12 protein-coding genes are annotated in these 13,401 nt (G+C 54.7%); 2 read left to right on the top strand and 10 right to left on the bottom strand.

Annotated elements, in window-relative coordinates:
* Positions 1-2: 2 nt before the first annotated feature.
* The 5 genes from ubiB to udp all read right to left on the bottom strand — a co-directional run bounded on the left by ubiB (position 3) and on the right by udp (position 5,439).
* The gene (ubiB, locus tag I6L58_RS13780; RefSeq protein WP_006179277.1) at positions 3-1,643 is read right to left on the bottom strand and encodes a ubiquinone biosynthesis regulatory protein kinase UbiB; all 1,641 of its coding nucleotides are present in this window, start codon (positions 1,641-1,643) and stop codon (positions 3-5) included.
* The gene (gene ubiJ, locus I6L58_RS13775) at positions 1,640-2,245 is read right to left on the bottom strand and encodes a ubiquinone biosynthesis protein UbiJ (RefSeq protein WP_058610821.1); all 606 of its coding nucleotides are present in this window, start codon (positions 2,243-2,245) and stop codon (positions 1,640-1,642) included. The genes ubiB and ubiJ overlap by 4 nt, the downstream gene beginning before the upstream one ends.
* A 13-nt stretch (positions 2,246-2,258) precedes the next feature.
* Positions 2,259-3,014, bottom strand: a complete 756-nt coding sequence (ubiE, locus tag I6L58_RS13770) for a bifunctional demethylmenaquinone methyltransferase/2-methoxy-6-polyprenyl-1,4-benzoquinol methylase UbiE (RefSeq protein WP_006179275.1) — start codon at positions 3,012-3,014, stop codon at positions 2,259-2,261.
* A gap of 66 nt (positions 3,015-3,080) precedes the next feature.
* On the bottom strand, positions 3,081-4,538 hold the full coding sequence (gene rmuC, locus I6L58_RS13765; protein ID WP_058610822.1) for a DNA recombination protein RmuC: 1,458 nt from the start codon (positions 4,536-4,538) through the stop codon (positions 3,081-3,083).
* A 139-nt stretch (positions 4,539-4,677) separates the two neighbouring features.
* The gene (gene udp / locus I6L58_RS13760) at positions 4,678-5,439 is read right to left on the bottom strand and encodes a uridine phosphorylase (protein ID WP_006179273.1); all 762 of its coding nucleotides are present in this window, start codon (positions 5,437-5,439) and stop codon (positions 4,678-4,680) included.
* 255 nt (positions 5,440-5,694) lie between these two features.
* Here udp and I6L58_RS13755 point away from each other — a divergent pair, with 255 nt between their 5' ends.
* Positions 5,695-6,498 (top strand): dienelactone hydrolase family protein, encoded by an 804-nt coding sequence (locus I6L58_RS13755; protein WP_088209493.1) that lies wholly within the window; start codon positions 5,695-5,697, stop codon positions 6,496-6,498.
* Between the two features lie 41 nt (positions 6,499-6,539).
* Here the strand turns inward: I6L58_RS13755 and I6L58_RS13750 are convergent, their stop codons facing one another.
* From I6L58_RS13750 to I6L58_RS13730, 5 genes are read right to left on the bottom strand one after another with little or no spacing between them, the layout of a single operon-like run.
* Positions 6,540-7,598 carry a glycoside hydrolase family 130 protein gene (locus I6L58_RS13750; RefSeq protein ID WP_088209492.1) on the bottom strand — a complete coding sequence of 353 codons (1,059 nt, stop codon included), beginning with the start codon at positions 7,596-7,598 and terminating at the stop codon, positions 6,540-6,542.
* Complete coding sequence (locus tag I6L58_RS13745; protein WP_088209491.1) at positions 7,582-9,165, bottom strand: alpha-glucosidase; 1,584 nt, start codon at positions 9,163-9,165, stop codon at positions 7,582-7,584. Before I6L58_RS13745 ends, I6L58_RS13750 begins: the two co-directional genes overlap by 17 nt.
* Before the next feature lie 10 nt (positions 9,166-9,175).
* Positions 9,176-10,003: a carbohydrate ABC transporter permease gene (locus tag I6L58_RS13740; RefSeq protein WP_088209490.1), complete on the bottom strand. Its 828-nt coding sequence runs from the start codon at positions 10,001-10,003 to the stop codon at positions 9,176-9,178.
* On the bottom strand, positions 10,004-10,870 hold the full coding sequence (locus I6L58_RS13735; RefSeq protein ID WP_006179268.1) for a carbohydrate ABC transporter permease: 867 nt from the start codon (positions 10,868-10,870) through the stop codon (positions 10,004-10,006).
* Positions 10,871-10,878: 8 nt separating this feature from the next.
* On the bottom strand, positions 10,879-12,168 hold the full coding sequence (locus tag I6L58_RS13730; protein ID WP_088209489.1) for an ABC transporter substrate-binding protein: 1,290 nt from the start codon (positions 12,166-12,168) through the stop codon (positions 10,879-10,881).
* A 186-nt stretch (positions 12,169-12,354) separates the two neighbouring features.
* Between I6L58_RS13730 and I6L58_RS13725 the strand changes: the two genes are divergently transcribed.
* Complete coding sequence (locus I6L58_RS13725) at positions 12,355-13,395, top strand: LacI family DNA-binding transcriptional regulator (RefSeq protein ID WP_088209488.1); 1,041 nt, start codon at positions 12,355-12,357, stop codon at positions 13,393-13,395.
* Positions 13,396-13,401: the final 6 nt, after the last annotated feature.

Genomic DNA, 13,401 nt, shown 5'->3' with positions numbered 1-13,401 from the left:
ATTCAGCGCGTTTTTCTCCAGCCAGCGAGCCAGACCACGACGCCCGCGGCCATCAGCCAGGCGGGCATCATCTCCCAGTCCGGGCGATTGATCAGCAGCAGCGTGCCGCTTAGCAGTAGCGTCGCCCCTATCCCAAAGAGATAACGTGACTGACCCTGACGTGCACGACTGGTTTTAAGCTCGTGGGCGATTGTATCCATGCTGTGCTGAAGGTTCTTGCTCTGACGCAAACTGTCGTAAACCAGTTCAGGAATTTCAGGCATTTTTTCAATCCAGAACGGTCCTTTCTCTTTTAAGGAGCGAACCAGCGCCGGAATACCGACCTGATCTTTAATCCACGATTCAAGGAAAGGCTTCGCCGTTTTCCACAAGTCTAACTGAGGATAGAGCTGGCGGCCTACGCCCTCAACGTAAAGTAGTGTTTTCTGAAGTAAAACTAATTGAGGCTGCACTTCCATGTTGAAGCGACGCGCCGTATTAAACAGATTGAGTAAAACGTGGCCGAAAGAGATCTCCGACAGCGGTTTTTCAAAAATCGGTTCACAGACCGTACGGATCGCAAACTCAAATTCTTCAACGTTGGTATCCGGCGGAACCCAGCCGGAATCAACGTGCAGTTCAGCCACTTTGCGGTAATCGCGGTTAAAGAACGCGATAAAGTTCTCTGCGAGGTAGCGTTTATCTTCTTTGTTCAGCGAGCCGACTATACCGCAGTCGATACCGATGTATTTCGGGTTTTCAGGGTGTTCGTAGCTGACAAAAATGTTGCCCGGGTGCATATCCGCATGGAAGAAGCTGTCGCGGAAGACCTGAGTAAAGAAGACCTGAACCCCGCGCTCGGCCAGCAGCTTCATGTTGGTTCCCTGCTTTTCCAGCGCAACCACATCGGAAACAGGAATGCCGTAGATGCGCTCCATCACCATCATGCCTTCGCTGCAATAGTCTGAGTAGACCTCCGGCACGTAGAGCATCGGGCTGCCTTCAAAGTTGCGGCGCAGCTGAATGGCGTTCGCGGATTCACGCAGCAGATTGAGTTCATCAATCAGCGTTTTTTCATATTCACGCACCACTTCCAGCGGACGTAGACGACGTCCGTCAGGCAGCAGACGCGGTACCCAGCGCGCAAGGCGATAGATAAGCTTCATATCGGCTCTGATAATCGGCAGGATATCAGGGCGGATAACCTTGATTACCACCTCTTTGCCGTTCTCTTTCAGGCGCGCGGTATGCACCTGAGCGATAGAGGCCGAGGCAAGCGGCTGAATGTCAAAATCATCAAACCAGGTTTCAACAGGAATGTTGCCCATAGCCTGTTCAATCTGCTTTTTGGCCCGTGCGCCGTCAAACGGCGCAACGCGATCCTGCAGGAGCGCAAGCTGATCGGCAATTTGTGGCGGGAAAAGGTCGCGACGGGTCGAGAGCATCTGCCCGAACTTAATCCAGACCGGGCCAAGCTCCTGTAACGCCAGACGCAGGCGTTCACCTAACTCCTGGTCTTTATGGCGATTGGGCATCCAGAACAACGTTCGCCGCCAGAGACGAAGCGGCAGCGTGATACGCATTTTGGGGATAAGCTCGTCGAGCCCGTAACTCAAAAATGTCTGAACGATAAAGTAGAGGCGCCGAATTTCACCAGGCGTCATTTGCCCTCCAGTTTTTCCAGCCGTTTGGTTAACGCATCAACCGCACGTTCTACGGCCGCCGTCTCTTCTGCAAACCATGCCACTTCCAGCGGTCCCGGTGCCATACGCCACTCTTCGGTTAACACTTCCGCTGCATAGCGCTGCTGTCGTTGCAGCGTTTTACGCAGGATCGCCGTCCCGCCCTGAATGGCTTTGCCGATCCCTTCGGCTGCAATGTCGCCGATATACGGCGCGAGCAACTCTGCCGGGTCAAACTCGGCGAGATCGCTGAGTGCAACGAAGTTCTGCACAACCTGGATGTCACCTTCAACCTCCAGCTCACCGCTGCGGATCAGCGCCGTGAGCTGCTGACGATCGCGCAGTTTTGGCAGCACGCTCATGTGCGTGATAACGGCGCAATCAGCCTCGCCTTCCCACTCACCCAGAACGTCAAGCTGGCGTTCGCTGAAAACCAGCACAAGCGGGGTCGAGAACTCTTTTAACGCAATGCGCAGAACCTTGCCGTTCAGCCGCTGGCGCGCAGCTTTCAGCGCAGGCGCGCGGTACAGAAAGGCGTTCAGTACATTCTCAATGCCTGCAGTGACTAAGGGTTTAAAGGGCACAGAAGACCTCCACTCAGAACTTGTAACCGCGATGCAGCGCGACGACGCCCGCCGTCATGTTGAAGTACTCTACGTTTTCGAGACCTGCATCCTGCATCATCGCCTTCAGGGTGTCCTGATCGGGGTGCATACGAATAGATTCCGCAAGGTAGCGGTAGCTCTCTGCATCGTTTGCCACCAGCTCACCAATGCGTGGCAGAACGTGGAAGGAGTAGGCGTCGTAAGCTTTGCTCAGCGGATCGATAATCGGTTTGGAGAACTCCAGCACCAGCAGGCGTCCGCCCGGCTTCAGCACGCGGTACATAGAGCGCAGCGCTTTGTCTTTATCGGTGACGTTACGCAGGCCAAACGAGATAGTGATACAGTCAAAGGTGTTGTCCGGGAACGGCAGCGCTTCGGCATTTGCCTGCACGTATTCGACGTTGCCGACAACCCCGATGTTACGCAGCTTCTCGCGCCCCATTTTCAACATGGAGTCGTTGATATCTGCCAGCACAACGCGACCGGTTTCCCCCACCAGGCGGGAGAATTTAGCCGTTAAGTCGCCCGTGCCACCTGCCAAATCCAGTACAGTCTGACCGCGACGCACGCCGCTACAGTCGATGGTGAAGCGCTTCCACAAGCGATGAATACCGAATGACATCAAGTCATTCATCACATCGTACTTCGCCGCCACGGAATGAAATACGTGGGCCACCATGTCAGCTTTCTGCGCTTTGGCGACAGTCTGAAAGCCAAAGTGCGTTGTGTCTTGTGAATCGTCAACCATCTCAGAGCCTGCTAATCAGTAAAATGTTTGTGAAGTGTAACAGATTGGGCGCATTTGCCCTACGATTCAACCACCGTGATAGAAACGCGTCGGCTGCTCATCTGCGGATAATCCCGCCGCTAAATCATTGTCTTCGCTGGATGTCTTTTGTTCACCAGCCCCTTCACGCAGGCGAAATTCTTCGTCCTGCGCCGTGGCTTGTTCAACCAGTTCCGGATTAATCTCGCGCTTCACTTCCACCCCCATGCTGCGGAACGCCTCCGCCTGAGCCAGAAGATTGCCGCGACCGGAGGCGAGTTTTTTCATCGCCTGGCGGTAATTATCCTGGGCGCGATCCAGGCTTTGCCCTACGGAGGACATGTCGTCCACAAACAGGCGCATTTTGTCGTACAGCTTGCTGGCACGGTCGGCGATCTGCTGCGCATTGCGGCTCTGGTGCTCGTAGCGCCACAGGTTAGCAATGGTGCGCAAGGCCACCAGCAGCGTGGTAGGGCTGACCAGCATAATGTTATTTTTCAGCGCTTCCGTTATCAGTTCGGGCTGTCTGTCGAGCGCCAGCAGAAACGCGGGTTCGACCGGGATAAACATGAGCACGTAGTCCAGCGAACGCAGCCCCGGCAGCTGCTGGTAGTCTTTGCGGCCCAGCAGACGAATGTGGTTACGCACCGACGCGATATGCTCCTGCAGGGCCGATTCGCGGGTGTAGTCATCGTCCGCGTTGAAGTAGCGTTCATACGCCACCAGCGTCATTTTGGCATCAATCACCACGTCCTTGCCCTGCGGCAGGCGGACAATCACATCCGGCTGCATGCGCGAGCGGGCATCGTTTTCAATGCTGACCTGCGTCTCGTATTCATGCCCTTCCCGCAGGCCAGAGGCTTCCAGCACGCGGGTCAGCACCACTTCGCCCCAGTTGCCCTGCGCTTTGTTATCGCCTTTCAGCGCGCGCGTCAGGTTGATGGCTTCCTGCGCCATCTGGGCGTTCAGCTGCTGGAGGTTACGAATTTCATGGGCCAGGGTGTGGCGCTCTCGCGCCTCCATGCCAAAGCTGTCCTGCACCTGGCGGCGAAAGCCATCAAGCTGTTCGCGCAGGGGCGTCAGCAGGCTGTTCAGGCTTTGGCGGTTTTGTTCGTCAACGCGGCGGTTGCTGTGCTCGAAAATGCGGTTCGCGAGGTTCTCAAACTGCTCGCTCAGGCGTTGTTCGCTGTTGATCATCTGGCGGATTTTGTCTTCAGCGTGCAGCTGGGTAGATTCAAGGCGGGTAGTCACTTCGCGAAGATCGGCTTCCAGCGAGGTGTTGATATCACGCAGATTGCGCACTTCGTTATTAAGCAGCTCGCACTCGTCGCGCCAGTGACCACTTTGGGCAAGCTGTTGTTTTACCGCGCTTAGTTCGGCAACCATCTCTTCACGCTCTGCCAGCTGGTCGGCCTTTTGCTGCGCGTGCTGGTAGCTGGCGATCAGCCAGCCTACGCCCACGCTCACCAGCGCAACCACTGCATAAATCAGGATAGAGATATCCACACTGCCCCCTGCATCAACGAATTTCCCGCATAAAATAGAATTGTGCTGTATAAACGTCCAGTTTGAAAGGGTTTTCCTGCGAGGCGCTACGCAAAAAGAAAAGGCCGAACGTGTCGGCCTTTTATCTCAGAAGAGAGGATTAGATCAGGCGGCGAGCCGCTTCAACCACGATTTTCACCGCATGACTTTCGGTCTGCTTCATGGTCTCAGCGTTCGGGATCTCCTGCTGGGTGCGGTTAACGATAACGCCCGCCACCATACCGGCACGCAGGCCCTGACTGGCACACATGGTCAGCAGGGTTGCAGACTCCATTTCGTAGTTCATCACGCCCATTGACTGCCACTCTTCCATGGAGCCTTTAAAGCGGCTGACCACGCGGCCAGAGAAGGTGTCGTAACGCTCCTGGCCCGGATAGAAGGTGTCTGAAGAGGCAGTGACGCCCACGTGCGTGGTGGCACCAATGGATTTCGCCGCGTCCACCAGCGCAGTGGTACATTCAAAATCAGCGACGGCCGGGAACTCCATCGGCGCAAAGTGCAGGCTTGCACCATCCAGACGCACGGATGCGGTCGTGACCAGCACGTCACCCACGTTGATGTGTGGCTGAATGGCGCCCGTGGTACCAATACGCAGGAAAGTCCGAATGCCCAGCTGAGCGAGTTCTTCAACAGCGATAGAGGTCGACGGGCCACCGATACCGGTAGAGCAGACGATGACCGCTTTGCCATCCAGCTCCGCGCGCCAGGTGGTAAATTCACGATGGGCTGCCAGCTTAACCGGCTTATCCATCAGCGCGGCGATCTTTTCCACACGCTCAGGATCGCCAGGGACGATAGCCAGCGTAGCCCCTTGTAAATCGTTTTTAGTGAGGCCGAGATGAAAAACATCAGACTTAGACATAGGTGACTCCTCTGTGGGTCGGTTAGTCAGAAGAAGTAAAAAGGTACTTTACAGAAGCAAAGCGCTGAATTTCGTGACACATCTCACCATGAATGAAAATGATTGCAGTTAATTTCCGTCAAATAGTGATTTACATCACATTAACAAGTTATATCGTGGGACACTGCACAAAAGATAGACCGTATCAGGCACTGTGGATTGTTAACCTGGTGTCTATATTTACCTTTGCGCTAACTCATTGGTACGGAGAATGCCATGACTGAAAAAACCGGCTTTGCACCTGCTGCGGCCCCTCATGCTTCCACCCTCGTCTCAACGCCTGAAGAGGCGATTACCGCTGGCGAAACCTCGATTCCCACGCAGGGAGAGAATATGCCTGCTTATCACGCGCGGCCAGAATCGGCGGAGGGTCCGCTGCCGATCGTGATTGTGGTTCAGGAGATTTTTGGCGTTCACGAGCACATTCGCGACCTCTGCCGCCGCCTGGCGCTGGAGGGTTATCTGGCCGTTGCGCCAGAACTCTATTTTCGCCAGGGCGACCCCAATGACTACAGCGATATCCCGACGCTGTTCAGTAATTTAGTCAGCAAAGTGCCGGATGCACAGGTGCTGGCCGACCTTGACCACGTCGCCAGTTGGGCGGCGCGCAACGGCGGCGATCCGCACCGTCTGATGGTCACCGGCTTCTGCTGGGGTGGGCGCATTAGCTGGCTGTATGCCGCCCACAATCCGCAGCTTAAAGCCGCCGTGGCCTGGTACGGTAAACTGGTTGGGGAAAAAACGCTGAATTCGCCGAAGCACCCTGTTGATATCGCGACCGCTCTCAACGCGCCTGTGTTGGGGCTGTACGGCGGTCAGGACACCGGTATTCCGCTGGATACGGTCGACACGATGCGCCATGCGCTTCGCGCGGCTAACGCAAAGGCGGAGATCGTGGTTTACCCGGATGCCGGACACGCCTTCAATGCCGATTATCGTCCGAGCTATCACGCGGAATCTGCCAAAGATGGCTGGCAGAGAATGCTGGCATGGTTTAGCCAGTACGGCGGGAAGAAATAAACGCATTGCAGCCCCGGCGCCAGTCGGGGCTGCGTCAGGCCTTACTCCAGGCCAAGATGTTTCCACAGTTCGTCCATCGGCAGCGTGGCCAGGGCGATACGCTCATCCGCCGCGCCATACCAGATATGCAGCGTGTCATTACGTACCAGCGCCCCGCAGGTAAAGACTACGTTACCGAAAAAGCCTTCACGCTCATAGGGGGCGCTCGGCTCCAGCAGCGGCACGGAAGATTTAGCAATGAGGGTAAGCGGGTCCTCCAAATCCAGAAGCAGAGCGCCAAGGCAGTAACGCTGGCTGGCGTCCACACCGTGATAAATTTCCAGCCAGCCGCGCGCGGTCTTGATCAGCGGTGCGCCGCCGCCCGACTTCAGTGCATCCCATTCGTCCCCCGAGCGTCCCAGCAGATGGCGATGGTTTCCCCAGTGCAGCATATCGGGTGACTCGCAGATCCATATTTCCGGGTGGCCGAAATGGCAGGGCGCGGGCCGGGTAAGCGCCCGAAAGGATCCGCCAACCTTCTCCGGAAAGAAACAGACGTCGCGGTTATCAGGACAGAAAATCAGCCCTTTTTTCTCGACGGCGACAAAATCAACGGTGGTCGCCAGCGCGGTAGAGATACCCAACGATGACACGGCGGAGTAATTGATGTACCAGACATCGTCAATCAGGGTAATGCGCGCATCTTCACAGCCAAATTCCTCATAGCGGCTGTCGGCGGTAATAAAGGGCTTTTCATCGATGGAGAAATTAACGCCGTCCTGGCTTCGCGCCAGCCGCAGGTGGGACATCGACGTCAGCCAGAGCTGAGCCGGGTCGCTTTTCAGCACAATGGTACGCGGGTCGCTAAAATCATAGCGCGGGTCGTTGCGGTCAAACGTTTTTGTCGCCGCCTGCCAGCCGCCAGACTGCGGTGCCAGAAGCGGCACGACGATCTTCTGCGGGTCATCATTTATCACGCTCTCGGCAACCCGAAGCAGCAGGATAATCTCCCCGTGATACTCCGTTACCCCGGCGTTAAAAACGCACTCCACTTTCCGTCCTGGCAGAGAAGGCACCACGTCGCCCGGGGTGATCAACGGATTATTACCGTGTCTCTTCATATACACTCCTTTTTATCAGAATTTGATTTTTGTCCAACTGCTGCGCGTTTTGCCCGTACAGGACATCCGCTTCAATGGCCCACAAGGGGTTTGGTACCGGCTGACCAAAATTCACGGCCACCCAGACCTGCTCCTGCGTCGTTGTTCGGGTAAACCAGACGCACGCCTTATGGCGTGTCAGCGGGCTGCACTCGCCATGCTGTAGCGCCCCGATGGTGGCCCGGAGCGCAATAAAGGTCTGGTACTGGTGCCACAACGATCCGGGCGTCGATAACTGATGTTCGGCATTGAGGAAGGGATAGTTCTGGCTGACTGGCATCCACGGCGTGCGGGTGGAAAAGCCCGCAAACGGGGCGTCGCGCCAGAGGAAGGGGGCGCGGGACCCATCCCGGGAATGTTCAATGGCCCGCGCCAGCGCATCGGCGGCACTGCACCCCTGCCTCATGGCCGTGTCGTAGTAGGTTTTTCCCTGAATATCAAAAATCTGCTCGACCGTCTGAGGCACGTAGTCTGGCATCCCCAACTCGTCGCCCTGAAAAATAAACGGCACACCGCGCACGGTCAGCTGTAGCGCCAGAACGGCCAACGCCCGGGCGGTGTCGTGCGGGCCTTCACCGAAGCGGCTAATCATGCGCGGCATATCGTGGCTGGAAAAGAACAGCGTCGGCAGACCAGACTGCAGCGCCAGCGTGGCATTAATTTCGTCGCACAGGCGTGCCGCATCGAATGTTTTCTGGCTGCCAATATTGAAGTTGAAGACCACGTCCATCAGCAACGGGTCCTGATAACGCGCCAGAATCTCCCTCTCCTCGCTGCCAATTTCGCCGATCAGGAAAACATCAGGTTGCTGCCTGGCATGTTGGCATATGCGCTGCAGCGTGCCGATAAGCCCCGGCTGATTCACATCATGCTCATGCTGTTGTACTCCAGCTTCCTCCGGATTGTCAGGCCCGATGCCGCGTGTGCTGAGGAAGTTAATCACGTCGAAGCGGAAGCCATCGACGCCCAGCGCCTGCCAGAAATCGATCACCTGAAACATTTCCTGCTCTACCGCAGGGTTCGCCCAGTTTAAATCGACCTGCTCTGGCGCGAATTTATGGTAGTAAAACTCACCGGTGTCCGGCTCCGGGCTCCAGGCGCTGCCGGAAAAAAATGACTCCCAGTTGTTAGGGTGGGCGCTGAAAAGAAAATAGTCCCTGTAGCGGCTTGCGGGATTATTCCAGGCATCCTGAAACCACGGATGCTGCGAAGAGACATGATTAAGCACCAGATCGATAATGACGCGGATCCCCTTTTCATGGCAGCGATGAACGACGTCGCGAAAATCGGTCAGCGTGCCGAACCGTGGGTCGACGGCGCAGTAATCACTGATGTCGTATCCGTTATCCACCAGAGGAGAGGGATAAAACGGGGTGATCCAGATGGCACCGATGCCTAACGTACTCAGGTAATCCACTTTTGAGAGCAGACCGGGGAAATCACCCAGCCCGTCGTCGTTGCCATCGCAAAACGAGGGCAGATAAATTTGGTAGCAGGTACAGGCCTGCCACCAGGGTTGCTTGTTCACCGTACGTTCCTTATTTCAGTGATAACGACATGCCCTGCAGGAAATATTTCCGGAACAGGATAAACAGCACGATGACCGGCAGCATTTGCACCACGGCCCCCGCCATCACTGGCCCCAGATAAACGCCGTAGGATTTACTGAAGGTGGCCAACAGTACCGAAAACGGCATTTTGTCGGCATCGCGCATGACAATCAGCGGCCAGAGGAAGTTGTCCCACGAGCTTGAGAAGGTAAATAACGCCACGATTGCCAGAATGGACTTGTTCAGCGGCATCATGACGTGACGCAGAATGGCCCACAGGCTGGCATGATCCAGACGCGCGGCGTACAGGTAATCGTTGGGCGTGCCCTTGAAGCTCTGGGACACCATAAAGATCCCCCAGGCGCTCATGGCATAAGGCAGGATCATGGCGCTGTAACGGTTGATCAGCCCCAGTTCTCGCATCAGTACAAACTGCGGAATGATGAACATGAAAACCGGAAAAACCATCTGCACTATCAACAGATTACGGAAAGCGTTTTTGCCCCAAAATTCTGTTTTTGCCAGCGCATAGCCCACCAGCATGGAGGTGACGGTCACGCTCGCGGTCACGGTGACGGAGACGAAAAGCGAGTTAAACAGCGTGCGCAGAAACGGTTTATCTGCCCGGTTGCTGTTATCAAAAAGGAAGGTGTAATTCTCAAGCGTCAGCGTGCCTGAAAAGAGATCCGTGGTGTAAATCTGCGCCGTGGGCTTCAGGGATGACACCACCATCCAGACGAACGGATAGAGCCAGCTTAACGCCAGAACAAACATCAGCGCATGAATTAACAGGCTCAGGGGCGTGAGTTTTTTCATTCATACAATCTCAATGTGCTTTTCGAATAACCGACGAAATAGCCAAATCATCAGAAAACTGCAGGCAGCGACAATAATCGACATGGCCGCGGCCCAGGTGGGTTTCATATTTTGAAACGCGGCTTCGTACATCACCACCATGGGACTGGTCGTACTGTTCAGTGGCCCGCCACCGGTAATGAGATACGGCTCGGTAAAAATACTGAATGCCACCGTAATCGCCAGCACCATAACCATCACAATTTGCGGATTCATCATTGGTAGCGTTATTGCCCACCCTGTCTGAAAACGCCCGGTTTTATCAAGAATGGCCGCACTGTAAATATCTGCTGGAATAGCCTGCATACCGGAATAGAGAATTAACCCGTAATAGCCGACAAATTTCCACGTCACGATAAGCGCAATGGATAGCATCGCGCAGTCAGGGTTGGTAAACCACGGCACGGAAATCCCAAACCAGGCCGACAATAATCGGTTAACCGGGCCGTATTCATTAAACAGGCGGGAAAAGACAATCGAATACGCCACCCCAGACGAGATATTTGCCAGCAGAAAACTTAAAGCGATAAATCCCCTTCCATAATGAATTCTGCGTAAGCCGGCGGCAAAAAGCAGAGCGGCAACAAACACGATTGGGATATACCACATTAAAAAGCGGCAGATGTTCCACATGGATGTCCAGAATAGCGTATCGTGCAGCACGCCAATAATATTCTGCAACCCCGTAAATTGCGGCACGCCAATAAATTGCCAGCGGGTCACGCTCAAAACCACCAGCCAGGCAAGAGGGTAAAACCAGAACAGCAGCGAATAGCCGATCCAGGTGGAGGCCAGCAGGCCTCCGGTTCGGGATTCATATCCAGCCATTATGCCCCCTACTGGCCCGCGAGGGCGTTGATTTCCTGCTGAGATTGTTTCAGCGCGTCGGCAGGCGTACTGGTTTTGAATATTACGCGCTCGAGCATCTGCGTCATGCTGCGCTGGACTTCTGTCGTCTGGTTTGTGGCCGCAGGAGGCAGGGCAACGTCCACCCAGGAGGCAATCTGTTTCTCAAGCGGATTTTGTTTGAAGTAACTGACAAAGAGTGGATTACTCATTAAATCCGCGCGGGCGGGCGGCATCCCTGTCAACTCAAGCCACAGCCGGTCATGTTCCGGGTTACTGAAGACCCACTGCATAAACTGCCAGGCCTGCTCCTTGCGCTTGCTGGAGCTGAAGATCACCAGGCCTTTACTGTCGCCGAACGTATGCGGGTGTTCAATGCCCTTCTCGGTCAGCATCGGGCCAATCTGAATCGTTTTTAAAATGTCCGGATACTGCTTGCGATAGCGGGCTAAATCCCACGGCCCGCGCGCTGAGGCAATGACCTGCCCCGTGGCGAGCGGATCCTCAGCGGACGTGAAGTCGTAGCTGCTCCACTTATTAGCAAATACGTTGCCCATAAAGGTCAGCACCGCCTCGCCAGCAGGCGTGGTCAACGCAGGTTTTTTGTCGATAAGATACGGCTTGCCCTGGCTCTGGGCGTAAAACAGCGGAATGAAGTCGAACCAGCGCTCCCACCAGTTTTTACCCGCCGTAAGCTGTATCACATAGCCGTGATTATCCGCCGCACGACGTTTCGCCAGCGTGTAAAGTTCATCATAGCGTACCGGCACCCGATCAAAGCCGTATCGCTTCAGTAAATCGCCGCGCCACCACCAGACAATCGGATTGATATATACCGGCAGCACCGTTTGTTTGCCGTTTAATTCCCATGCTGGCAGCAGAGAAGCCATCTGCCGTTTCTGAATCGTTTCCTGAAAACCCGGCATTTTGGATAAATCTTCTATCTGCCCGACATCAACAAGCTGGCTGGCAAAGCCAATAAATATATTGGTAGAAATATCCGGCTCAGTACCTGATGCCAGTGCGTTCATTATCGCTTCTTCTGAACTGTTTGCAGCAGGAATAGCGGTAAATTCGACGGGCATATGGGCGGGATCTTTATTCCATTCGGCAACTATTTTACTCCAGAACGCTTCTTCATTGACGGTAGGAGTAACCCACATTTTGATTGATTCGCGTGCCCCGGACGGTGTCTCTTTTTTATCATCAGGCCCGCAACCGGTAAGAAAAAAAAGCAATATTATCGATGCTATTAATTTCGCTGCTTCTGCAACTCTCACGTTATATCTCCCTGACGTCGATAAGTGTTAATCGCTCACTGCTGCCCTCTGTGAATGGTGCGTAAGCTATCACCCCTTTTTTATGTTTAACGTTAAACAAATCACAAAACTATTTATATTTAACGATAAACTCAGCCGTTATTATTACGTTAATTACACCCTATAAATAATTTACATGAATATTAAATGCCTAACTCATTTAGCAAAATAAAGAATAAAAATGTGACGATTAAATCGCTGGCCGCGGAGATAGGTATTTCACATACCACGGTGTCCAACGCGTGGAATAATCCCGAAAAGCTGTCAACTGAATTACGTGAAAGGATACTCGGCCACGCCCGCCAGGTGGGATTTCAGGGGCCGGATAAACTTGCCCGGGCTTTACGCACCGGAAAATCCGGCGCCATCGGCGTCATTTTTAACGATGCCATGAGCTATGTCTTTATCGATCCGCATGACGTCAGCCTGATGCGCGGCATCGCGACCCGCTGCGAAGACCGTAATATTAATCTGGTTCTGATCCCGCTTCAAAAGGGGCCGTCATCGCTCACTACCCTGGTGGACGGGTATATTCTCAACGCCACGCATAACAGCGCCGCCATCATTCAACAAACATTGGCCCGCAATCTGCCGGTAGTGACGCTCGATTTTCAGCTTCCGCAGTTCAGCAGCGTGTCGGTGGATAACACGCGTGCCATGCGTGATATCGCCAACTATCTGATCAAAAAAGGCCATCGCCATTTCGGCATTATTGCCTTCCCTTCTCACCCGAACACGCGCGGGATACGCCCTCTGACGCACCCCGTGACGGGCGATAACCAACTCATGCTGACCCGCGTGAATGCCTGCCGCGACGCGTTTCAACAGCAGGGTATTGCGCTTGACTGCTGCTGGCTGTGTGAAACCCATCACGATGAGCTGCACGGCGAACAGGCAGCAGAAGCATTGCTGACGGCACACCCGGACATTACGGCGCTGATCTGCTTATCCGACCGTTTTGCCATCGGTGCGGTGAATTATTGCCAGCGGCAGCGGCTTGCTATACCCGACCGGGTCGCCATTACCGGGTTCGACAATACCGCCCGGCAGTTCAACGGGCCTGGGCTGACCACCGTCGCGCAGAATGCCGAACGTAAAGGTGAAATCGCGGTTGATCTGCTTCTGAACAATGGCCCTGTCACCCACGTTGCGCTGGAACACCAGCTGATCGAGCGAGATACGGCATGAGATTAC

The sequence above is a fragment of the Enterobacter cancerogenus genome (genome assembly GCF_019047785.1).
GTDB classification, from domain to species: Bacteria; Pseudomonadota; Gammaproteobacteria; order Enterobacterales; family Enterobacteriaceae; genus Enterobacter; species Enterobacter cancerogenus.
The sequence above is the reverse complement of the archived record's forward strand: the minus strand, read 5'-3'. Positions and strand labels throughout refer to the sequence as shown.